This window comes from Kitasatospora sp. NPDC056651, assembly GCF_042792155.1.
Lineage (GTDB): Bacteria > Actinomycetota > Actinomycetes > Streptomycetales > Streptomycetaceae > Kitasatospora.
In genome coordinates, this window is the sequence record NZ_JBHTWX010000079.1 from 20,789 (window position 1) to 42,690 (window position 21,902).

At 74.3% G+C, this 21,902-nt stretch carries 18 protein-coding genes; 11 read left to right on the forward strand and 7 right to left on the reverse strand.

The window, feature by feature from the left end; genetic code table 11:
- From ACFRAR_RS26810 to ACFRAR_RS26820, 3 genes are read right to left on the reverse strand one after another with little or no spacing between them, the layout of a single operon-like run.
- Window positions 1-1,293, reverse strand: a complete 1,293-nt coding sequence (locus ACFRAR_RS26810) for a coenzyme F420-0:L-glutamate ligase (RefSeq protein ID WP_380700758.1) — start codon at window positions 1,291-1,293, stop codon at window positions 1-3.
- Entirely contained in the window at window positions 1,290-2,249 is a 960-nt protein-coding gene (cofD, locus tag ACFRAR_RS26815; RefSeq protein ID WP_380700759.1) for a 2-phospho-L-lactate transferase, read from the reverse strand. The genes ACFRAR_RS26810 and cofD overlap by 4 nt, the downstream gene beginning before the upstream one ends.
- Window positions 2,250-2,289: 40 nt before the next feature.
- Entirely contained in the window at window positions 2,290-2,967 is a 678-nt protein-coding gene (locus tag ACFRAR_RS26820) for a cysteine dioxygenase (protein ID WP_380700760.1), read from the reverse strand.
- 623 nt (window positions 2,968-3,590) lie between these two features.
- On the opposite strand from ACFRAR_RS26820, the gene ACFRAR_RS26825 reads away from it, so the two are divergent.
- The 3 genes from ACFRAR_RS26825 (at window position 3,591) to ACFRAR_RS26835 (ending at window position 9,671) form a co-directional block, all read left to right on the forward strand.
- The gene (locus ACFRAR_RS26825) at window positions 3,591-3,863 is read left to right on the forward strand and encodes a WhiB family transcriptional regulator (protein WP_030062195.1); all 273 of its coding nucleotides are present in this window, start codon (window positions 3,591-3,593) and stop codon (window positions 3,861-3,863) included.
- Between the two features lie 237 nt (window positions 3,864-4,100).
- A complete protein-coding gene (locus ACFRAR_RS26830; protein ID WP_380700761.1) occupies window positions 4,101-7,955 on the forward strand; it encodes a glycosyltransferase in 3,855 nt (1,284 codons plus the stop codon).
- Window positions 7,956-7,961: 6 nt separating this feature from the next.
- A complete protein-coding gene (locus tag ACFRAR_RS26835) occupies window positions 7,962-9,671 on the forward strand; it encodes a DUF5719 family protein (RefSeq protein ID WP_380700762.1) in 1,710 nt (569 codons plus the stop codon).
- Between the two features lie 41 nt (window positions 9,672-9,712).
- On the opposite strand, the gene ACFRAR_RS26840 is transcribed toward ACFRAR_RS26835, so the two are convergent.
- A complete protein-coding gene (locus ACFRAR_RS26840) occupies window positions 9,713-10,165 on the reverse strand; it encodes a metallopeptidase family protein (protein WP_380700763.1) in 453 nt (150 codons plus the stop codon).
- A gap of 164 nt (window positions 10,166-10,329) precedes the next feature.
- Between ACFRAR_RS26840 and ACFRAR_RS26845 the strand changes: the two genes are divergently transcribed.
- The 6 genes from ACFRAR_RS26845 to ahcY all read left to right on the forward strand — a co-directional run bounded on the left by ACFRAR_RS26845 (window position 10,330) and on the right by ahcY (window position 16,734).
- Window positions 10,330-10,698, forward strand: coding sequence for a DUF3499 domain-containing protein (locus ACFRAR_RS26845; protein WP_380700764.1), 369 nt, complete (start codon window positions 10,330-10,332; stop codon window positions 10,696-10,698).
- 127 nt (window positions 10,699-10,825) lie between these two features.
- Window positions 10,826-12,208 (forward strand): phosphomannomutase/phosphoglucomutase, encoded by a 1,383-nt coding sequence (locus ACFRAR_RS26850; RefSeq protein ID WP_380700765.1) that lies wholly within the window; start codon window positions 10,826-10,828, stop codon window positions 12,206-12,208.
- 109 nt (window positions 12,209-12,317) lie between these two features.
- Complete coding sequence (locus tag ACFRAR_RS26855; protein WP_350509615.1) at window positions 12,318-12,500, forward strand: Trm112 family protein; 183 nt, start codon at window positions 12,318-12,320, stop codon at window positions 12,498-12,500.
- A 153-nt stretch (window positions 12,501-12,653) separates the two neighbouring features.
- Window positions 12,654-13,895: an SIS domain-containing protein gene (locus ACFRAR_RS26860; RefSeq protein ID WP_380700766.1), complete on the forward strand. Its 1,242-nt coding sequence runs from the start codon at window positions 12,654-12,656 to the stop codon at window positions 13,893-13,895.
- A gap of 78 nt (window positions 13,896-13,973) precedes the next feature.
- Window positions 13,974-14,951, forward strand: a complete 978-nt coding sequence (locus ACFRAR_RS26865) for a cation diffusion facilitator family transporter (RefSeq protein ID WP_380700767.1) — start codon at window positions 13,974-13,976, stop codon at window positions 14,949-14,951.
- 334 nt (window positions 14,952-15,285) lie between these two features.
- A complete protein-coding gene (gene ahcY / locus ACFRAR_RS26870) occupies window positions 15,286-16,734 on the forward strand; it encodes an adenosylhomocysteinase (RefSeq protein WP_380700768.1) in 1,449 nt (482 codons plus the stop codon).
- A 75-nt stretch (window positions 16,735-16,809) separates the two neighbouring features.
- Here ahcY and ACFRAR_RS26875 read toward each other — a convergent pair whose 3' ends face one another.
- Together ACFRAR_RS26875 and ACFRAR_RS26880 are read right to left on the reverse strand one after the other, a co-directional pair.
- Complete coding sequence (locus tag ACFRAR_RS26875; protein ID WP_380700769.1) at window positions 16,810-17,820, reverse strand: hypothetical protein; 1,011 nt, start codon at window positions 17,818-17,820, stop codon at window positions 16,810-16,812.
- Window positions 17,817-18,329, reverse strand: coding sequence for a SigE family RNA polymerase sigma factor (locus ACFRAR_RS26880; protein WP_380700770.1), 513 nt, complete (start codon window positions 18,327-18,329; stop codon window positions 17,817-17,819). The genes ACFRAR_RS26875 and ACFRAR_RS26880 overlap by 4 nt, the downstream gene beginning before the upstream one ends.
- Window positions 18,330-18,436: 107 nt before the next feature.
- Between ACFRAR_RS26880 and ACFRAR_RS26885 the strand changes: the two genes are divergently transcribed.
- Window positions 18,437-19,075 (forward strand): hypothetical protein, encoded by a 639-nt coding sequence (locus tag ACFRAR_RS26885; RefSeq protein WP_380700771.1) that lies wholly within the window; start codon window positions 18,437-18,439, stop codon window positions 19,073-19,075.
- 32 nt (window positions 19,076-19,107) lie between these two features.
- On the opposite strand, the gene ACFRAR_RS26890 is transcribed toward ACFRAR_RS26885, so the two are convergent.
- On the reverse strand, window positions 19,108-20,139 hold the full coding sequence (locus ACFRAR_RS26890) for an RDD family protein (RefSeq protein ID WP_380700772.1): 1,032 nt from the start codon (window positions 20,137-20,139) through the stop codon (window positions 19,108-19,110).
- Between the two features lie 355 nt (window positions 20,140-20,494).
- Here ACFRAR_RS26890 and ACFRAR_RS26895 point away from each other — a divergent pair, with 355 nt between their 5' ends.
- Entirely contained in the window at window positions 20,495-21,499 is a 1,005-nt protein-coding gene (locus ACFRAR_RS26895; protein WP_380700773.1) for a stage II sporulation protein M, read from the forward strand.
- Window positions 21,500-21,902: the final 403 nt, after the last annotated feature.

Genomic DNA, 21,902 nt, shown 5'->3' on the forward strand with positions numbered 1-21,902 from the left:
CTACCGCACCGCGATGAACGCCTCCGCGCCGCGTTCCGGGCGGGCCCGGGGGGCCTCGGCGGGGCGGCCGACGGCGACGGCGCCCATCGGGTCCCAGCCGTCCGGGAGGTCCAGGGCCTCGCGCACGGTGGCGCGGCAGAACATGGTGGACGAGACCCAGGCGGAGCCGTAGCCCTCGCCGGTGAGCGCGACCAGCAGGTTCTGCACGGCGGCGCCGGCGGCGACGGTGAACATCTCCCGTTCGGCGGCGGCCCGGCGCTGGTCGGGGTAGTCGTGGGCGCCGTCCGTGACCAGGCAGGGCACCACCAGGTACGGCGCGTCGCGCAGGACGTTGCCGCGGGCGGTGCGGCGGGCGATCCGCGCCTCGTCCCAGCCGTCGAGTTCGCGCAGGTCGCGCCGCCAGGCGTCGAGCATCGCGTCGAGCAGCCGCACCCGGGTGTCCGCGGACTCCAGCAGCACGAAGCGCCACGGCGTGGTGTGGTGCGGGGCGGGCGCGGTGACGGCGGCGGCGACGGCGCGGCGGACTGCGGCCGGGTCGACCGGCTCCGCGGTGAAGGAGCGGACGGTGCGCCGCAGGGTGACGGCCTGCCGCAGCGCCTCGGAGGTGCCGAGCCGGAACATGTCGTCCACGGAGGGCCGGACGAGCGGCCGGACGCCCTCGCCGTCCTCGGCGGTGACCAGGTGTCCGAGCCCGCGCACGACCGCCACCGGGACGCCGCTGGTCTTGCCCTTCACCAGGTCGGCGGCGGCGGCGAGTTCGTCGGCGGTCGCGACGACGGTCTGCTCCAGCGTGTTGCCGTAGCCGTCGGTGCGCCCCCGGTGGTCCTCCAGGGCGCTGAGCCCGGCGGCGCCGATCGCCACGTCGGTCAGTCCGTTGCGCCAGGGTCGCCCGAAGGTGTCGGTGACGAGGACGGCGAGCCGGCGGCCGGTGAGCTGCTGGAGGCGGGCCCGCAGCGCCCGCGCGGAGGCGTCCGGGTCCTCGGGCAGCAGCAGGACGGTGCCGGGGGCGGTGTTGGAGGCGTCCACGCCGGCGGCGGCCATGACGAAGCCGTTGCGGTTCTCGACGATCCGGACCGGCCCGCGCCGGGCGACCAGCCGGACGGACTCGGCGTCGATCGCGGCCTCGCGGTCGGCGGCGCGCAGCAGCCGGCCCTCGGCCTTGCTGACGATCTTCGAGGTGACCACCAGGACGTCGCCGTCCTGGTAGGTCCCCGCCTTGGCGATCAGCTCGCCGAGGTCCGCCCCGGCCTCGATCTCGGGGATGCCCTCGACTCCCAGGACCTCCAGCGTCACGTGCGCACCTGCTCCGCCAGCGCCAGCGCCGCGCGCGCCATCTCGGCGGTGGCCTCGACGTCGGTCATCAGCAGCGGTACGGCCCGGCAGGCGATCCCGGCGGCCTCGACGGCGGTGACCGCCGCCTCGTCCACGGTGTCCACCAGCCATCCGTCGATCAGGTCGGAGCCGTAGTCGCGGGCCACCGCCTCGGCGGTGGCTTCGACGCCGACGGCGGCGAGCACCTTGTCGGCCATGCCCCGCACCGGCGCCCCGCCGATGATCGGGGAGAGCCCGACGACCGGCGCGGGCGCGGCGGCGACCGCCTCCCGGATGCCGGGGACGGCGAGGATGGTGCCGATCGACACGACCGGGTTGGAGGGCGGGAAGAGGATGACGTCCGCCTCGGCGATCGCCTCCAGGACGCCGGGCGCGGGCTTGGCGGTGTCGGCGCCGACCGGGACGACCGCCTCGGCGTCGACCGCGGCGTGCAGTTTGACCCAGTACTCCTGGAAGTGGATCGCCCGGGTGCCCTGCTCGTCGGTGATCCGCACGTGGGTCTCGACCCGGTCGTCGCTCATCGGCAGCAGCCGCACGCCCGGCTTCCAGCGCACGCACAGCGCCTCGGTGACCTGGCTGAGGCTGTACCCGGCGGTGAGCATCTGGCTGCGGACGAGGTGGGTGGCGAAGTCCCGGTCGCCGAGCCCGAACCACTCGGGGCCGACGCCGTACTCCTTCATCTCGGCCTTGATCGACCAGGTCTCGTCGGTCCGGCCCCAGCCCTGTTCCTCGTGGATGCCGCCGCCGAGGGTGTACATCACGGTGTCGAGGTCGGGGCAGACCTTGAGGCCGTAGAGGTGGATGTCGTCACCGGTGTTGCCGATCACGGTGATCTCGTCCTGCGGTCCGACCGCCGCGCGGAGTCCGCGCAGGAAGCGCGCTCCGCCGATTCCGCCTGCCAGTGCCACGATGCGCATGGGGTCATCCTGCCACGGTCGGACTCGCCGTCAGCCGCGGTCAGTGGGACTCGGCCTGCGCCTGCCGCTCCGGGTGCTGCTCGGGGACGGCGGTGGCGCCGTACTGGTTCATCTCGGTCAGGCCGGGGGCGTAGAGGTGGATGGAGACGGCGGGTTCGAGCGCGCCGTTGACCACCTCGTGGAGGTAGCCGGAGGAGAAGACGCGCTGGCCGCCGGGCCGCAGTACCCGGGCCCCCGAGCCGCTGGGGGTCGCCCCGGCCGAGGGCTGGGGGAGGGTGAGGGAGCGCTCGATCAGCTCGCCCCGGACGACGCTCATCACGCCGGAGGACTCGCCGTGGTCGTGGAAGCCGCTGGACTGGCCGGGCAGCCAGCTGAGCAGCCAGACCTCGTAGCCCGGGCCGGTCTCCAGCCGGGCGTACCAGCGGGTCAGCGCGTCGTAGCGGACCAGCGGCTCCCAGCGGGTGCGGTCGGCGGCGATCTCGCGGACCAGCCGGGCGTACCCGGCGACGGTGGTGGGGTGGGCCGGCAGGTCGGTGCGGGCCAGGTGGGGGAAGGCGAGCGGGTCGCCCGCGATGGAGACGTCGCTGAGGCCGTCGGCCCACGGCCGGGCGGCGGCGGGGGTGTCGGTACGGGTGGTGTCGGTACGGGTGGTGGCGGGGCCACGGCGGGCGGGCTTGTTGCGGTCGCGGTTCCGCTTGCGGATGCGGCTCATGCGCACGGGAGTCGTCCTCGGAGGAGTCGGCTGGCCGGTCGGGATCAGCCGGATCCGAGATGTCCTGGGACGGGAATCGCGGGCGGCCTCTGTGCTTCCTGGGGGCGGCGCGCGGTGGGACGCGGGCGCCTAGATACAGCAGGAGCAGAGGCGACAACAAGAGTTCACGGCACGGCGGAGGGTGGAACCGCTCCGGGGGCTGGCGAACTCTGACATGGAAGCAAGGACACCGCATCCGCAGGGGCCGTGTCAAACCGAAAGATGCGGCATTCGAGTGGGTTAGGTCCAGATCTTTCCCGGATGGGGTGATTCATCACTCTCTATGTTTCGATGGGAAGATCGCCGGGAAGGCAGCCCGATGACCGACCTGTGGCGGTGACCGAACGTCACCCGGTGAATGGTTGCGGATGGTTCGGAAGTGTTCGAGGCCTTGAGGCTGAAGGTCCGATGTGTCCGAATATGTACACTATTCGTAACGGCTTGGTGCCAGGGAGTGAATCCCGGCCCCAATACCAGAGCTCGGCTTGACTGGGCCAGAGTGACGCAACTGTAATTTCACTCGTGTCGTCAGCCGCACGAGGCAACGGCAACCACGGGGACGCCAAGTAGGGGCAGAGGAGGCGCGCCACATGAGCGAGCTCTTTGAGCTGTTGATCGGGGACGGCATCGCGGAGGACGAGGAGGAACTCGGCTGGCAGGAGCGCGCGTTGTGCGCCCAGACCGACCCGGAGTCCTTCTTCCCCGAGAAGGGCGGCTCGACCCGCGAGGCCAAGAAGGTCTGTCTCGCCTGCGAGGTCCGCTCGGAATGCCTGGAGTACGCCCTCGCCAATGACGAGCGCTTCGGCATCTGGGGCGGCCTCTCCGAGCGCGAGCGCCGCCGGCTCAAGAAGAGCGCGGTCTGACCCGGGTGGCCGCTGACCCCCGCTGACCCTCCGACAGGGAGGGACGACCGCACGGCCGTACGGGCGCCTCACCGCGATGGTGGGGCGCTTTCGTGTTCCCGGGACCCCTTCACCGTCTCCGCACCGGTTCGCACCGGCACCCCGGACGAAGCGGCCATCGGAAGCCGTTAGTGTGGTGCGCCATCCGGTTTGCCGTTCACCGGCTGTGTCCACCGAGAACTGGGGCCCGCGCACGCGATGACCGTCTACAGCCACCAGAGCGGCTCCACCGCTTCCCGGCCGCCCGCCTATCCGCGCCACCTGGTCACCGCCGTGGTCGTCTCGCACGACGGCGCCCGCTGGCTCCCGCAGGCCCTGGCCGGCCTGCTCGGTCAGGACCGGCAGGTGCAGCGGATCCTCGCGGTCGACACCGGCTCCACCGACAACTCCCCGCAACTGCTCGCGGACACCCTCGCCGACTGGCTGCCGGAGAGCGGCCCGCTGCTCCTCGGCCGCCGGGCCGGCTTCGGCACCGCCGTCGGCGAGGCCGTGGCGGGCAGCCCGCGGCTGCGCCCCGAGGACCTGCCGTACCGGCTCGACCCGTCCGGCTACGACCCGGTCACCGGTGGCTGGGACGACTTCGGCGACCCGCTCGCCCAGGAGGACGACCTCGGCCGCGGCGGCCCGCGCGAGACCCAGCCGGTCGAGTGGCTCTGGCTGCTGCACGACGACTGCGAGCCGCAGACCGACGCGCTGCGCCGGCTGCTCCAGGTCGCCGACTCCACCCCCAGCGCCGCCGTGGTCGGCCCCAAGCTGCGCAGCTGGTACGACCGCCGCCAGCTCCTGGAGGTCGGCGTCACCATCGCCCGCTCCGGCCGCCGTTGGACCGGCCTCGACCGCCGGGAGCAGGACCAGGGCCAGCACGACCAGGTCCGCCCGGTGCTCGCCGTCTCCAGCGCCGGCATGTTGGTGCGCCGGGACGTCTTCGAACAGCTCGGCGGCTTCGACCGGGCCCTCCCGCTGATGCGGGACGACACCGACTTCTGCTGGCGCGTCAACGCCGCCGGCCACCGCGTGGTGGTCGCCCCCGACGCCGTGCTGCGGCACGCCGAGGCGGCCAGCCGCGAGCGCCGCGCGATCGACTGCGGGCCCGCCCACCCGCACCGGGTGGACAAGGCCGGCGCGGTCTACACCCTGCTCACCAACTGCAAGGGCGCGCTCTTCCCCTACGTCCTGCTGCGGCTGGTGCTCGGCACCCTGCTGCGGGCCGTCACCAACCTGCTCGGCAAGGACCCCCGCCAGGCGGTCGACGAGCTCGCCGGGCTGAGCCACGAACTCGTCCGCTTCCCGAGGCTGTTGGCCGCGCGCAAGCGCCGGGCCAAGGCCAGGTCGGCGGACGCCCTGGACGACCGCACGCTCTTCCCGGCCCCCGGTGCCACCACCCGGCAGGCGGTCGAGGGCGTCATCGGCTCGCTCGGGATAGGGGGCGCCGACGACGCCGGCAGCCGGCACGGCTCGGCCGAGGCCGGCGGCGACGAGGACGCCGAGGACCTGGTCGTCGAGCAGTTCGCGCTGGTCAGGAAGCTCGCCCGGCGCCCGGCGCCGGTGCTGTTCGCCGTCCTGCTGGTGTTCGCCCTGGTCGCCTGCCGCGGCCTGCTCGGCAGCGGCTCGCTGTTCGGCGGCGCCCTGCTGCCCGCGGCCGACGGCGCCGGCGGCCTCTGGGCGATGTACGCGGACGCCTGGCACCCGGTCGGCACCGGCTCCACCGCCGCCGCACCGCCGTACCTCGGCGTGCTCGCGGTGCTCTCCTGGCTGCTGTTCGACCACGCGGACCTGGCACTCACCCTGATCGTGGTGCTCGCCGTCCCGCTGTCCGCGGTCAGCGCCTACCTGGTGTCCCGGCCGCTGCTGGACTCCAAGCTGGTCCGCGCCTGGGCCAGCGCCACCTACGCGCTGCTGCCCGCCGCGACCGGCGCGCTCGCCCAGGGCCGGATCGGCACCGCGGTGCTCGCCGTGCTGCTGCCGCCGCTGGCCCGCGCCGCCGCCATCGCGGCCGGCCTCGGCATCCGCGACGAGAGCGCCGCCCAGGGCGCCCGCCCGGGCTGGCGCCCGGTCTGGATGACCGTCCTGCTGCTCACCCTGGCCACCGCCTTCGTCCCGATAACGTGGGCGCTCGCGGTGCCGCTCTGCCTGGCGATGCTGGTGGTCGCGATCGTGCGCGGCGGTGCCTTCGGCTCCGGCGTCAGCGCGCTGCGGCTGCTCGGCCTGCGCGTCCTGGTGATCCTCGCGGTGCCCGTCGCGGTGCTGGCCCCCTGGTCGCTCAAGGTGCTGTCGCACCCGAAGTCGCTGCTGCTGGAGGCCGGGCTGCCCGGCCACCACGGCACCGGCGCGAGCGCGGCCGGCCTGCTGCTGGTCAACCCGGGCGGCGCCGGAGTGCCGCCGGTCTGGCTCTCGGCGGGTGTCGTGCTCGCCGCGCTGGCCGCGCTGCTGCGCGCCGACCGCCGCCGCGCGGTGCTCGCCGCCTGGGGCGCGGCCGGTGCCGGACTGGTCTTCTCGGTCGCGGTGGCGGGCACCTCCGTCACCCCGGCCTCCGGCGGCCCGGCGGTGCCCGCCTGGGCCGGCCCGGCCACCCTGATCGCCGGGATCGCCCTGCTGGCCGCCGCGGCGATCGGCGCCGACGGCGCCAACACCCGAGTGGCCGGGATCGCCTTCGGCTGGCGCCAGCCGGTGGCCGCCCTGGTGGTGGCCTCGGCCGTGCTGGCCCCGCTGGGCACCGGCCTGTGGTGGGCGCTGACCGGCGCCGGCGGCCCGCTGCACCGCGGCCTGGGCGACCAGGTCCCCGCGTTCATCGCCGAGGAGGCCGGCACCACCGACCGGGCCCGCACCCTGGTCGTCACGGGGGAGAAGGGCGGCGGCGCGGTCCGCTACACCGTGCTGCGCGGCGCCGGTCTGACGCTCGGCCAGGCCGAGTCCACCGTCGACCCGGCGACCGGCACCCGGGACGGCGTGGACAAGATGGTCGGCAGCCTGCTGGCCGGCTCCGGCGCCGACCAGGCGAGCGCCCTGGCCGGCTACGGCATCGCCTACGTCCTGGTCCAGCAGCCGGTGGTCGACACCTTCAAGGACGTCCTGGACACCACCCCCGGCCTGGTCAAGGCCAACCAGGACAACGCCGCCGCGCTCTGGCAGGTCAACGGCGCCCCCGCGGTCCGCGCGGTGATCACCGCGCCGGGGGCCAACCCGGTGGTCGTCCCGTCCGGCTCCCGCGACCTGTCCGCCACCGTCCCGGCCGGCCCGGACGGCCGGGTGCTGCGGCTCGCCGAGTCCGCCGCCACCGAGTGGAAGGCCACCGTGAACGGCACCGCGCTGGAGCCCACCACGGTCGACGGCTGGGCGCAGGGCTTCAAGCTCCCGGCCGCCGGCGGCAAGCTGACCGTCACCCGGGAGGGCAGCGCCGCCCACACCGGCTGGATCTGGGCCCAGGTGCTGCTCGGCCTCACCATCCTGGTGCTGGCCCTGCCCGGCCGCCGCAGCCACAAGGACGACGACCTGCCCGAGGAGGTGGTCGCCGCCGCCGCGCTGGCCGCCGCCGCCCAGGCGCAGGCCCCCGCCCCCGGCAGCCGCCGGGCCCGCCGGATGGCCGAGCGCGGCGAGGGCACCGAGAGCGGTGCCGACGAGGGCGGCGTGTACGAGGGCCGGCCGGGCGCGATCCCGGCGCAGCCGGCCAGCGAGCCGGTGACCGGAGCCGTCCGGGCGGCCGCCGCCGTCCAGGACGCCGAGCAGTACACCGACCCGTACCAGACGTACCAGCAGGCCGACCCGTACAGCTACGACCAGTACGCGGCCCAGCCGGTCGCCGCCCCGTACGGAGGCCAGGGCTACGACACCCACGGGTACGACGGCGGGGGGCAGGCCTACCCGCAGCAGGGCTACGAGCAGCCGTACCAGCCCGAGCCGCAGCCGTACGGCTACGAGGCCCACGGGTACGACGGCGGGCAGCAGCCGGGGCAGCAGCCCTGGGTGCCGGGCGGGCAGCAGGCCGAGCCCTACTACGACCCGAACGACCCCAACGGCCCCGGCCGGTACCCGCACCAGCACGGATCGGGGAGCTGACCCGCGATGAAGAAGCCCGCATTCAGGAAGAAGTCCGGCGCCGGCGAGGCCCCCGCCGCGCCCGCGAAGCGCGCGTCCGCGGCCCCGGCCGCCGCCCGTCCGGGCCGGTTCGGCGGAGCCGGCAACGGCGCGGCCAAGACCACCCAGTCCCTGCTCGCCGCCGCCGTGGTGCTCGCGGCGGTGTTCGGGATCGCCGAGCTGCGCCCGCCGGCTGCCCCCGCCAAGGCGGGCGCCGGAACGGCCCCGGCCACCGCGCAGGTGGAGCGGACGGCGGCGGTCTGCCCGCAGCCGCTCCAGGGCCTGACCGGCTCGACCACGCTCACCGCCTACACCCCGCCCGGGACGGGCTCCGCCACCGGCGGGGCCGGCTGGCTCTCCGACGCGGCGGCCCCCGCCGTGCCCGCCGCCCAGCCGACCACCGCCGCCCCGGCCGCCCCGGCCCCGGCCACCCCGGCCCCGACCGGCTCGGGCACCCCGAGCGGGCCGGCCCAGGACAAGAACGCGGCGCCCGCCGACGCCCGGCTGACCCTGGCCAAGCCCGGCACCCCGGCCACCGGCCCGGCCGCCAACGGCGACGCCGCGCCCGGCACCGGGGCCGTCGCCAACGGCGCCCTCGCCCCCGGCTTCACCGTCACCCAGACCACCGTGGTCACCGAGCAGCGCGGCCTCGGCCTGTCCGGCCTCACCTGCACCCCGGCCGGGACGAGCTTCTGGTTCGCCGGGGCCGGCACCGCCGGGGACCGGGTCGACTACCTCAGCCTGGTCAACACCGAGTCCACCGCCGCCGTGGTGGACATCAAGCTGTACGGCGACAAGGGCCTGATCGACAACGACGCCGCCAACGGACTCACCGTCGCGCCCGGCAGCTCCCAGTCCGTCCTGCTGTCGACCCTCAGCAAGGGCGCGGTCGCCGATCTCGCCGTGCACGTGGTGGTGCGCTCCGGGCGGATCGGCGCCGCGCTGCACGCCGCCGACGGCGGCAAGGGCGCCGACTGGGTCCCGGCCTCGGCCGACCCGGCCCCCACCCAGGTGCTGCCCGGCCTGCCCGCCGACACCGCCGCGGCCCGCCTGGTGGTCTGGGCGCCGCCGGAGGACGACGCCGACCTGAAGATCCAGCTGTCCGGCAAGAACGGCTGGTTCAGCCCGGCCGGCAACGAGTCGATCCACGTCAAGGCGGGCATGGTGGCCGCCGTCGACCTCGGCAAGGTCACCCGGGAGGAGGTCGCCGGGCTGCGGCTGTCACCCAGCGACGACAAGCACCGCACCCCGGTCGTGGCCGGGCTGCGGGTCGACCGGGCGGCGGCCAACGGCAAGACCGACGCGGCCTGGCTGACCGGCAGCAACCCGGTCGGCGCCCGCGCCACCGTCGCCGACAACCGGGCCGGCGCCTCCACGCTCTTCCTGACCTCCACCGGCGAGGCCGCCACGGTCCGGGTCACCGCCTCGGCCGGCAGCGGCGGCGGCACCCCGGCCACCAAGGAGGTCCAGCTCCCGGCCGGCGGCACGGTCGCCCTGCCGGCGCCCGAGCCCGCCGGGCTGAACGGGGTCTTCTCCCTCACCGTGGAGACCGTCTCCGGCGGCCCGGTGGCCGCCGCCCGGATGCTGTCCCTGCCGGCCAAGGACGTGCCGATGTTCACCGTCCAGGCGCTGCGCGACGACCGCAGCACCGTCAAGGTCCCGCAGGCCGGCCAGGACCCGGGCGTCGTCCTGCGCTGAGCGGCCGACGGGGCGGGCCCTCCGGCGCCCGCCCCGGTCGGTCAGTCCTCGTCGTAGCGCGGGTCGATGGCGTCCGGGGACAGCCCGAGCAGCTCGGCGACCTGCTCGATCAGGATCTCGTGCACCAGCGCCGCCCGGTCCTCCCGGGTCTTCGCCCGGATCTCCACCGGCCGCCGGTACACCACGATCTGGCTCTTGCGCCCCTGCCCGCCCGGCGACACCCGCCCGAGCGGCACTCCGTCCTCGGCGTCGGCGGCGTCCGGCTCGTGCAGCGGCACCTCCTGGACGGCGAACTCGACCTCGATCAACTGCGGCCACCGCCGTTCGAGGCGCTCGACCGACTCGCGCACGTAGTCGTCGAACAGTTCGGAGCGGGTGAGCGAGATCGGCACCTGGGGCGGCGCCAACGGGCCGCGCAGGCCCCTGCCGTGCCGGTCACGGTGCCGGGGGCGGCGCGCTGGGCCTGTCGATGACTGCGGTGCGGAGCTGTCCATATCACTGCCGAGGGTAGTCCTTGGACGGTCGGAAGTGGACCACTCCGACGGGGAATCGCACGGGGCGGCGGAGACGCGGCCCCGGCGCCCGGACGGCGACACGGCACCCCCTCCGGGCAGGCGGTCTTCGCTCCCCGGCGAGGAGTGCGGTACCGTCCACCCTCGTGAGCTCTGTACGTCGTTGTTCGCGGACCGCGTGCGGCCGACCGGCCGTCGCGACGCTGACGTACGTCTACGCGGACTCGACGGCCGTCCTCGGCCCGCTCGCCACCTACGCGGAACCGCACTGCTACGACCTGTGCGCCGAGCACGCCGAGCGCCTCACCGCCCCGCGCGGCTGGGAGGTCGTCCGGCTCATCGCCGAGGCCGGGCCGCTGCGCCGCAGCAGCGACGACCTGGAGGCCCTCGCCAACGCGGTGCGCGAGGCCGCCCGCCCGCAGACCCCCCGTCAGGGACGCGGCGTCGAGGGCGAGTCCACCGAGGGCAGCCGCCGCGGCCACCTCCGGGTCCTGCGCTCTCCCGACAACAACTGAGGCTCACCCGGCACGGGTCGTTCGTCCGGCCCGGGTACGCTGCCCGTCTACCGTCACCACGCCCGTCGACCGTACGGGTGGTGGTCCGGCGGCATCTGATCAGTTCTGAGACCAGGGTGGAGCCGCAGTGCGCGACCTCAAGCAGCTCGTGAAGGCGTACGACGTCCGAGGCGTCGTCCCGGACCAGTGGGACGAGAGCCTGTCCCGGGCCTTCGGCGCCGCGTTCGTGCAGGTCACCGGCGCGTCCGCGATCGTGGTCGGGCACGACATGCGCCCCTCGTCCCCGTCGCTGAGCCTGGCCTTCGCCGAGGGCGCCGCGGCCTACGGCGCCGACGTGGTGCAGATCGGGCTGTGCTCCACCGACCAGCTGTACTACGCCAGCGGCAAGCTCGACCTGCCCGGCGCGATGTTCACCGCCAGCCACAACCCGGCCCAGTACAACGGCATCAAGCTGTGCCGGGCCGGCGCCGCCCCGGTCGGCCAGGACACCGGCCTGGCCGAGATCCGCGAGCTGGTCGAGTCCTGGACCGCCGAGGACGACACCGTCACCGTCCCGGCCAGGGACGTCAAGCCGGGCGCACTGTCCGGCCAGGAGACCCTGCGCGGCTACGCCGACCACCTGCTGGGCCTGGTCGACCTGACCGGGATCCGCCCGCTCAAGGTCGTGGTCGACGCCGGCAACGGCATGGGCGGCCACACCGTGCCGACCGTGTTCGACGGCCTGCCGATCGAGCTCGTCCCGATGTACTTCGAGCTGGACGGCACCTTCCCGAACCACGAGGCCAACCCGCTCGACCCGAAGAACCTGGTCGACCTCCAGGCCAAGGTCCGCGAGGTCGGCGCCGACGTGGGCCTGGCCTTCGACGGCGACGCCGACCGCTGCTTCGTCGTGGACGAGCGCGGCGAGCCGGTCTCCCCGTCGGCGATCACCGCCCTGGTCGCCGTCCGCGAGATCACCCGCGCCCGGGCCGCCGGCGAGGCCGAGCCGACGGTCATCCACAACCTGATCACCTCCTGGACCGTCCCCGAGGTGGTCCGCGAGCTCGGCGCCAAGCCGGTGCGCACCCGGGTCGGCCACTCCTTCATCAAGCAGGAGATGGCGGAGACCGACGCCGTCTTCGGCGGCGAGCACTCCGCGCACTACTACTTCCGCGACTTCTGGCGCGCCGACACCGGCATGCTGGCCGCGCTGCACGTGCTGGCCGCGCTCGGCGGACAGCCGGGCACGCTGTCCGCGCTCACCGCCGAGTACGACCGCTACGCCGCCTCCGGCGAGATCAACAGCACCGTGGCCGACCAGGCCGCCAGCACCGCCGCCGTCCGTGCCGCCTACGCCGGCGAGGGCACCTCGGTGGACGAGCTGGACGGCCTGACCGTGGCCGGCCCGGACTGGTGGTTCAACCTGCGCGCCTCCAACACCGAGCCGCTGCTGCGCCTGAACGTCGAGGCCAAGGACCCGGCGAAGATGGCCGAGCTGCGCGACGGCGTGCTCGCCATCGTCCGCGGCTGAGCCCCGCGGGCCGGGCCACGCGCCTGACCACGGGCCCCGGCGCCCCGGCCGGTAGGGTTTCCTATCGGCCGGGGCACCTCCGTGCCACCCCCGAACTTTGGAGAGCCCCATGAAGCTCGAATCCTTCCTGCTGGAGATCCTGGTCTGCCCGCAGTGCCGGGCCGCGCTCGTCGAGGGCGGCACCGAGGAGCAGCCCGAGCTGCTCTGCACCGGCGCGGACTGCGGTCTCGCCTACCCGGTCCGCGAGGGCATTCCGGTCCTCCTGGTGGACGAGGCCCGCCGCCCGGCCTGATCCTGGGGGCGAGAGCCCCGACCCCGACGCTCGACCGTCCCACCGCAAGTCGCGAAAGGTCCTCCCCGCACCCGCGGGGGGTCAGCCGCCCCACCCGACCGCCCGGCGCGCCGACGGAGCGCGCGCCCAGGACCGCAGCCGGAGGCTTGCCGCATGCTCGACGACACCCTGCTCGACGACCCGGCCGCCCTCCAGCGCGCCGACCACGACCGCGCGCTGCTGGCGCTGGCCGGCGCCGGCGCACGGGTCCGCACCGCGCTGCGCCAGGCCGAGGCCGCCGGCCTCGACCGGCTGCGCCCGGACGGCCGCCCGCGCGCCGTCCTGGTCGCCGGGCACGGCAGCGCGCTGACCGCGGCCGAGATGCTGGCCGTGCTGGCCGGCACCGCGTCCCTGGTCGCCCCGCTGCCGCCGACCGAGGCGGCCGCCCCGCGCGTGGACCGGGCCGGCGCCCGGCCCGCCTTCACCGCGGGCCTCGGCTGGCAGCTGCCCGGCTGGGCCGGCCCGCTGGACCTGCTGGTGATCAGCTCCGCCGACGGCGGCGAGCAGGGCCTGGTCAGCCTCGCCGAGCAGGCGTACGCGCGCGGCTGCGCGATCGTCGTCACCGCCCCGGCGGGCAGCGCGCTGGCCGAGGCCGCGCTCCAGGTGCGGGCGCTGCCGCTGCCCTTCGTGGCCTCGGTGCTGCCCGAGGACCTCACCCCCGTCGCGCCCGCCGAGCCGGACCTGCCGGCCGAGGACCCGGCGGCGCTCTGGTCCCACCTCACCCCGATGCTGGCGCTCGCCCAGAAGATCGGCGTCACCCAGCTCCCGTACGACGCGCTGCCGGGCGTCGCCGACCTGCTGGACGCCGCCGCCGTGCGCTGCCGCCCGGACGCCGCCGCGTACACCAACCCGGCCAAGGGCCTGGCCGCGCGGCTGGCCGGGACGGTTCCGCTGCTCTGGGCCGAGGGCCCGATCGCCGGGGCGGCCGCCGCCCGGTTCGCCGCCCAGCTGGCCGACCGGGCCGGGCGCCCGGCCCTGGCCGGGCCGCTGCCGCAGGTGCTCACCGCCCACCGCGGCATGTTCACCGGCCAGTTGGGCGCGGGCGCGGACCCGGACGACTTCTTCCGCGACCGGGTCGAGGAGCCGGACCCGCTGCACCTCCAGGTGCTGCTGCTGCGGCACGCCCCGGGCTCGGCGGCGGACGACGGGCGGGACGGCCCGGCCGAGGTGCCGGAGGAGGACGCCGGACCGCGCAGCTTCGGCGTGTCCCGGGCGCACCGGCTGGCCGCCGCGCACGACGTCCGGCTGACCGAGTACGCGAGCGCCCGCCCGGACGCGCTGCACGCGCTGGCCGACCTGGTCGCGCTGACCGACTTCGCCGCCGTCTACCTGGGGCTCGCCGCCGCGCAGTCCTGAGACGGTCGGCCGGGCGGGGCCGTCCGGCCGGTACGGTTGGCGCTCGATGACGCTGACCGACCGTGAGGAAGCTGTGGCATGAGTACCGAAGGCGGCACCAAGGCTCTGGTGGCGGCGCTGTCCGCGAACCTCGCGATCGCGGCCGCCAAGTTCACCGCCTTCGGTTTCACCGGCTCCTCCTCGATGCTGGCCGAGGGCGTCCACTCGGTGGCCGACTCCGGCAACCAGGTGCTGCTGCTGATCGGTGGAAAGCGGGCGCGCCGGGCGGCGGACGAGGAGCACCCCTTCGGGTACGGCCGCGAGCGCTACGTGTACGGCTTCCTGGTGGCCATCGTGCTGTTCACCGTCGGTGGTCTGTTCGCGATCTACGAGGGCTGGCACAAGGTCAGCCACCCTGAGGTGCTGGACTCCTGGGGCTGGGCGGTGGGCGTGCTGGCCTTCGCCATCGCCATGGAGGGCTGGTCCTTCCTCACCGCGGTGCGGGAGTCGGAGAAGGCGAAGGGCAAGCAGAGCTGGGCCCAGTTCGTCCGCACCGCCAAGGCGCCGGAGCTGCCGGTGGTGCTGCTGGAGGACAGCGGCGCGCTGATCGGCCTGGTGCTCGCGCTGTTCGGCGTCGGCCTCACCGTGATCACCGGGAACGGCGTCTGGGACGGCGTCGGCACCCTGTGCATCGGCGTCCTGCTGGTGGTGATCGCCGTGGTGCTCGCCCTGGAGACCAAGTCGCTGCTGCTCGGCGAGTCCGCCTCCAAGGAGTCGGTGCGCCGGATCCGGGAGGCACTGGTGGACGGCGACGCCGTCACCGCCGTGATCCACATGCGCACCCTGCACCTCGGTCCGGAGGAGCTGCTGGTCGCCGCCAAGATCGCCGTCAACGCGGAGGACAGCGCCGCCCGGGTGGTGGAGGCGATCGACGCGGCCGAGGCGCGGGTCCGCGCGGTCGTCCCGATCGCCCGGGCGATCTACCTGGAACCCGACGTCTACAGCGCCGAGAAGGCCGCGGCGGGCGAGGACCCGGCCGCCACGCCCGGCGGCCCCGGCCCGGCCGTCGACCACTGAGGCGCGGCGGGCCCGCCGGGCCTGGGGCCCGGGTCGAGCCCCGGTCGGACCGGGGGCCGAAATCGGTCATCCGCGGACGGCCGATGGGGCCATCGGTGTAGATTCGTCACCAGAGCCAGAACGTCGCTGCTGATGGCGGTCGATCGGCGGTCCGCACCTCCCGGGGTGCGCGCCGGTCGAGGGAGAGAGGTCCTCCGACGGTTTGTGCCGCGCAGCGGGGAGCCGGTCCACCAGGACCCGGTGGCCCCGGCGTGGCCGTGCACCCGTACGGCCTGACGCACGCGACGCACGCCCGGACCTTCGGCCCCACCCCCCATCAGCGAGGAGCAGACGCATGTCGACCGACATCACCGGTGACTTCAAGGTCGCCGACCTTTCCCTGGCGCCGTTCGGCCGCAAGGAGATCCAGCTGGCCGAGCACGAGATGCCCGGTCTGATGGCGATCCGCGCCGAGTACGCCGAGGCGCAGCCGCTGGCCGGCGCCCGGATCACCGGCTCGCTGCACATGACGATCCAGACCGCAGTCCTGATCGAGACCCTGACGGCGCTCGGCGCCGAGGTCCGCTGGTGCTCCTGCAACATCTTCTCCACCCAGGACCACGCGGCCGCCGCCATCGCCGTCGGCCCGGAGGGCACCCCGGAGAACCCGCAGGGCGTGCCGGTCTTCGCCTGGAAGGGCGAGACCCTGGACGAGTACTGGTGGTGCACCGAGCAGGCCCTGACCTGGCCCGACGGCAAGACCCCGAACATGATCCTGGACGACGGCGGCGACGCCACCCTGCTGATCCACAAGGGCGTCGAGTTCGAGAAGGCCGGTGCCGCGCCGGACCCGTCCACCGCGGACAACGACGAGTTCCGGATCATCCTGGAGCTGCTCAACCGCACCCTCAAGGACACCCCGAACAAGTGGACCGAGGTCGCCGCCACGATCAAGGGCGTGACCGAGGAGACCACCACCGGTGTCCACCGCCTGTACGAGATGCACCGTGACGGCAAGCTGCTGTTCCCGGCCATCAACGTCAACGACTCGGTGACCAAGTCGAAGTTCGACAACAAGTACGGCTGCCGCCACTCGCTGATCGACGGCATCAACCGCGCCACCGACGTCCTGATCGGCGGCAAGGTCGCGGTCGTCTGCGGCTACGGCGACGTCGGCAAGGGCTGCGCCGAGTCGCTGCGCGGCCAGGGCGCCCGCGTCATCGTCACCGAGATCGACCCGATCTGCGCGCTGCAGGCCGCGATGGACGGCTACCAGGTCGCCACCCTGGAGGACGTCGTCTCGATCGCCGACATCTTCATCACCACCACGGGCAACAAGGACATCATCCTCGCCTCGCACATGGAGAAGATGAAGCACCAGGCGATCGTCGGCAACATCGGCCACTTCGACAACGAGATCGACATCGCGGGCCTGGCGAAGCTGCCCGGCATCGTGAAGACCGAGGTCAAGCCGCAGGTCCACGAGTGGCGCTTCGCGGACGGCCACACCATCATCATGCTGTCCGAGGGCCGCCTGCTGAACCTGGGCAACGCGACCGGCCACCCGTCCTTCGTGATGTCCAACTCCTTCGCCAACCAGACGATCGCCCAGATCGAGCTGTTCACGAAGACCGAGCAGTACCCGATCGGCGTCTACGTGCTGCCGAAGCACCTGGACGAGAAGGTCGCCCGCCTGCACCTCGACGCGCTGGGCGTGAAGCTGACCACCCTGACCCAGGAGCAGGCCGACTACATCGGCGTCCCGGTCGAGGGCCCGTTCAAGTCGGACCAGTACCGCTACTGATGCGGTGAGCGTCGAACGCCGACGGCCGGTGCCCTCCCCTCGTGGGGCGCCGGCCGTCGGCGTGTGCGGGGCGCGTCAGCGGGGCCAGGAGGCCTCGTCGGCGCCGGGCACGTCGAACTGCTTGAGCAGGCCGGTGAGCCCGCCGACCGCCTGGACCGACGGGATCCCCGCCGCGGTGCCGTTGGCGCAGAGCTGGACGCCCTTCTCGACCCGGCACTGCGGGGTGCCACCGTTCGGGCGGCCGTCCACGAACCTCCCGAAGCCGTCCGGCTGGACCGTGACGCTCAGCCACTTGTCGCCGACGGTGTAGGACAGCATGGCGCTCCACGGGGGCTCGGAGTCCCTGGTGGGCCGGTGGACCTCGGCGGTCCGCAGCCTGAGGTCGGCGGGCACGCCCGTCGGCTTCACCGGGAACGGGACGTCCGAGCTGCCGAACCGGGCATCGGCCGCGACCCGGAGCAGGTCGTCCTGGACCTTCGCGTTCAGCCACAGCGTGGCGCGAAGCTGGGCCCAGCGGCCGGATTCGGTCATCCAGCGCAGGCCGGTGGTGGATCCCGACTCGTCGGTGACCAGCCAGAGGGCGTCCCGGCCGGAGACCTTGGGAGCGGCGACCGTGTGCAGCCCGGGGGCGAGGGTCTGTTCGGTGTCGCGCAGCAGTTCGAGCTTCAGGTCGGGGACCGCGTTGAGGACGGCGGTCCTCGTGGACGCGGTGGCGACGGACCGCCCGTCGGTGTTCGCGTAGCCGACGGACGACGGTCCGGCCAGCCACGACGGCAGCCAGCCGAAGCGGACCTCCGTGCTCAGCGGACCATTGGCGGCCGTCGGCGCGGCGGTCGGGGACGACGAGGCGGGGGGAGCGGGGGCGGCCGGCGCGGGCACCCCGCCGGACGGGCGCAGCAGCAGCACGCCGGCCAGGACGGCGGCGGTCGACCCGGCCACCACGCCGACCAGGGCGTGCCGGCGGCGGCGCAGCCGGGCCTGGCCGCGGGCGATCACCGCCGAGGGGTCGAGGACGGCGGGCGGCGCCGGGGTCTCGGCGAGGAAGCTCAGCCGGGTGGTCAGATCACGCTGCTCGTGCGTCCTCATGACGTCCTCTCGGCGGTGGCGGGGCGGACGGCGAGCGTCGTCCGGAGGGTGGCGAGGGCACGCGAGGTCTGGCTCTTCACATTGCCCGAGGAACAGTTCATCGCCTCGGCGGTCTGGTCGACGGTGAGGTCGCAGTAGTACCGGAGCACCACGGTGGCCCGCTGCCTGGGCGGCAGCGCGGCCAGCGCCTTGCGCAGGTCGAGCTGGACGTCGAGGTCGGCGACCACCGAGGCGACGTCCTCCGTGGGCGCGGTCCGGGCCGTCCGCCGCCACCAGGGCGAACGCTGCTCGGCGAGGAAGGTGTTGACCAGCACCCGGCGGGCGTAGCCGTCCAGGTTCTCGACCCGGCCGGCCCGGGACCAGTTCACGTACAGCTTGGTCGCGCACTCCTGCACCAGGTCGTCGGCCCGGTGCCAGTCCCCGCACAGCAGATAGGCGACCTTGCGCAGCCAGCCGCTCCTGGAGGCCAGGTACTCCGTGAATTCCACGTCGCGCTTCTGCTTCGCCATCCGCACCCCCTCTCGTCGTGGTGTCGGCGCACTGGCGCGCCGTCCGCCGCTCTAATGCGGCGCCGGTGCGGAAGGTTGCACGCGGGTGCGCACGTAGGCTTTCGGGCATGCCCAACGGCCGGTACTCGCTCCACGACCCGCACGACCACGTTCCGCTCGGTGAGGAGCGCTTCAGCTGCGCCCCCGGGGCGGCCGGGTGGCGGTACGTCTCCAAGACCTACGCGCCGGACGGCCGGGTGCTCGGCAGCACCGACCTCACGCTGGACTCGCGCGCCCGGCCGCTGCGGATGGAACTGCGGGCCGGGGGCTGGCAGGTGCGTGGCGGGGCGGTGGACGGGGTGGCCTGGGTGCGGACCGACGCGGCCGACCCCCGCGGCGAGCACGCCGCGGAGGGGCACGACCGGGCGCACGCCTTCACCGGCCGCTCGCCGGGTTTCCTGGTCGCCACCGCCCGGTTGCTGCGGCTGGAGGAGGGGGCGAGCGCGCGGGTGCGGCTGGTGGCGTTCACCGAGCCGGTGCTGGCGCCGCGCACCCTCGACCAGGGGTGGCTGCTGGAGGGGGTGGACACCCACCTGACGGATTCTGGGCCGCTGCTGGTCGAGCGGTACCAGGTGGCGGACCTGGAGACGGGGGAGCAGCAGGTCGTCCACCTGGCGGGGGACGTGGTGCTGGCGGCGGCGGGGATCGAGCTGGAGGAGCTGGAGTCGTCGCCGAACGCCTGGCGGGTGGGGGCGGAGGAGGAGTGACGGGGCGCGTCCGCTCCCGCCCGGGGTGGGCCTCAGGCGGGTGGGGCGAAGCCGGGGCCGGGCTTGTCCAGGGACGGTGCGGTCGGCGCGGCGGGTGCGGTCGGCGCGGCCGGGACGGGCTGCGGTGGCGCGGGTGGCGTGACCGGCGCGGTGGTCGCCAGGGGCGCGGGCTGCGGCGGCACGCCGAGGACCCGGACGGGCTGTTCGGGCGCCGCGCCGGTCGGAACCGGCGCGGGGAACGGGCCGGAGGCCGGACGGGGCGCGGGCACCTGGGCGGCCATCGGCCCGGCCGCCCACTGCCGCTCCTGGACCCGCGTCCACTCCCGGCGCTGGCGCTCGGTCAGCACCGCGCCCAGGAAAGCCGCCGGGTGCAGCCCCGGGGCGATCGGGTGGCCGATCCGGGCGGACAGGTCCCCGGCCAGCCCGACTGACATCCGGTGCATCACCTCAGGGTCCAACTGGCTTGCCCGGGCGAGGAATTGGCGGATGGCGAGCCAGAGCGGCTCCGGTACCGCGGAGAGGTCCATCGCGACCAGCTCCCGGCCCATGGAGTGCAGCAGGTGCGGGTGCACCGGCGGCAGCGGGGAGACGGAGCCGCCCGGGCCCGGGGTGCGCTCGCGGACGACCACCGTCCCGGCGAAGATGTCGCCGAGCCGCTTGCCCTCCGTGTGCACCGCCGAGGTGATCACGGCCGGGGCCCCGCTCAGCATGATGAGCTCGAAGAAGCCGACCAGCCCGCGCACCAGCGAGTGCCGGAACCGCACCGGCCCGCCGTCGGTGCGCACCACCCGCAGGCCGAGCGCGGCCTTGCCGAGCGAACGGCCGCGGGTGAAGGTCTCGACCATGACGGGCACGGCCACCAGGAAGAACACCGTCAGGCCGATCATCGTGGCGGCCAGGGCCGCGCCGTCGAGGCCGATCAGGGCGAGGCTCAGCAGCAGCGTGAACACCAGCAGGGCGGCGAACTCGACCAGCAGGTCGATCACGATCGCCAGCGCCCTGCTCGGGAGCTTCGCCGTCTGGAGGCCGAGGACGATCGCCTCACCCGTCACCAGGTCGCTCAAGACACCTGTCCGTTCACGCTCTTGGAGCCCGTGCGGCTCGCCCATGGAGATCCGGGACCGCGCGGGCGGCGGCACCCGGGGGAGGGAGCCACCCCGGACCGGCTCCCCGTGACCCGCTCTCCGCAGTCTGATCAGCAGCCGCAAACATACGGGTCCCGGCGGGCGCACGGGAAGTGAGATCCCGACGGCCGACGCGGTGGCCGCTGCTGGCATGCTGGGCCGGACGTGTCCGCCCGGGCCCGCCGTGGCCGCAGTCCCGCGCACGCGGGGCGGGCACGTGGCCCGGGCACGCGACCCGGGCACACCCGTCCGCACCTGCCCGTCCGCGCCCGCCGCCGATCATGGAGCCGCCGAAATGGACCTGGACGTCTTCGTCGCCACCCACCAGGGGGAGTGGGCCCGGCTGGACGCCCTCGCCCGTCGGCGCCGGCTCAGCGGGGAGGAGGCCGACGAACTGGTCACGCTCTACCAGCGCACCACCGGCCACCTCGCCAAGGTCCAGGCCGCCGCGCCGGACCCGGCGCTGGTGAGCCGGCTGACCGGCCTGGTCTCGCGCGCCCGCAGCGCGGTGACCGGGGCCCGGACCAACGGCTGGCAGGACGTCGCCCGCTACTACACGGTGAGCTTCCCGGCCGCGCTCTACCGCGCGCGCCGCTGGTGGGTGCCGGTCGCGATCGTCTCGCTGGTCGCCACCGCACTGCTGGCGTGGTGGACGGCCACCCACCCCGAGGTCCGCAACAGCCTGGTCGCACCGGAGCACCTCGACGAGCTGACCCGCCCCGGCGGCCAGTACGAGGCGTACTACTCGGACCGGCCGGCCGGCTCCTTCGCCGCACAGGTCTGGACGAACAACGCCTGGATCGCCGTGCAGTGCCTGCTGTTCGGGATCGCGCTGGGAATTCCGGTGCTCTACGTGATGTGGACCAACGTGCTCAACCTCGGCGTCGGCATCGGGCTGATGGCCTCCGCCGGCCGCCTCGACGTCTTCCTCGGACTGCTCATCCCGCACGGCCTGCTGGAGCTGACCGCCGTCTTCGTGGCCGGCGGCCTCGGCCTGCGCCTCGGCTGGACCGTCATCGACCCCGGCCCGCGGACCCGCGCGGTGGCGCTGGCGGAACAGGGCCGAGCGATCATCGGGATGTCGATCGGTCTGGCGACCGTCCTGGCGGTCTCCGGAGTCCTCGAAGCCTTCGTGACGCCGTCCGGCCTGCCGACCTGGGCCCGCATCGGCATCGGCGTCCTGGCCGAGGCGGCCTTCCTCCTCTATGCCCTGGTGCTGGGCCGCAGGGCCGCCGAGGGCGGAGAGTCCGGCGACCTGGACGCCGCCGACCGGGCGGACCTCCAGCCGGTCGCGGCCTGAGCCATGGCGATCAACACGTCTCTGACCTGCTAGTCTTCTCTCACCCCGGCCGAAACCATTGACGTGGTGAGGGTGGGCTAGTAGGTTTGAACGGTTGGGACTGACTGGACAACAGTCGGGCCCGGGCGTTAGTGTCTACGACACCGCCGAATCGAGGCGAGCGCATTTCACGAAATGCGCACCCTCCGACGAAGCAAATCCCACGGACTGACCACTCCGGAAGCTTTGATAAGCTTCGGGACGAAGTTCGCAGGAAATCCCGCCAGTGGGAATCGGATGAATGAAACTCCGGAAAACGGAGCGGAAAACGTCTGGTAAGCTGGAAACACGAAAGAACGAAGCCCGGAGGGCCTGCTGGAAGGCAGTCCGAAGGAAGCGTCCGTTCCTTGAGAACTCAACAGCG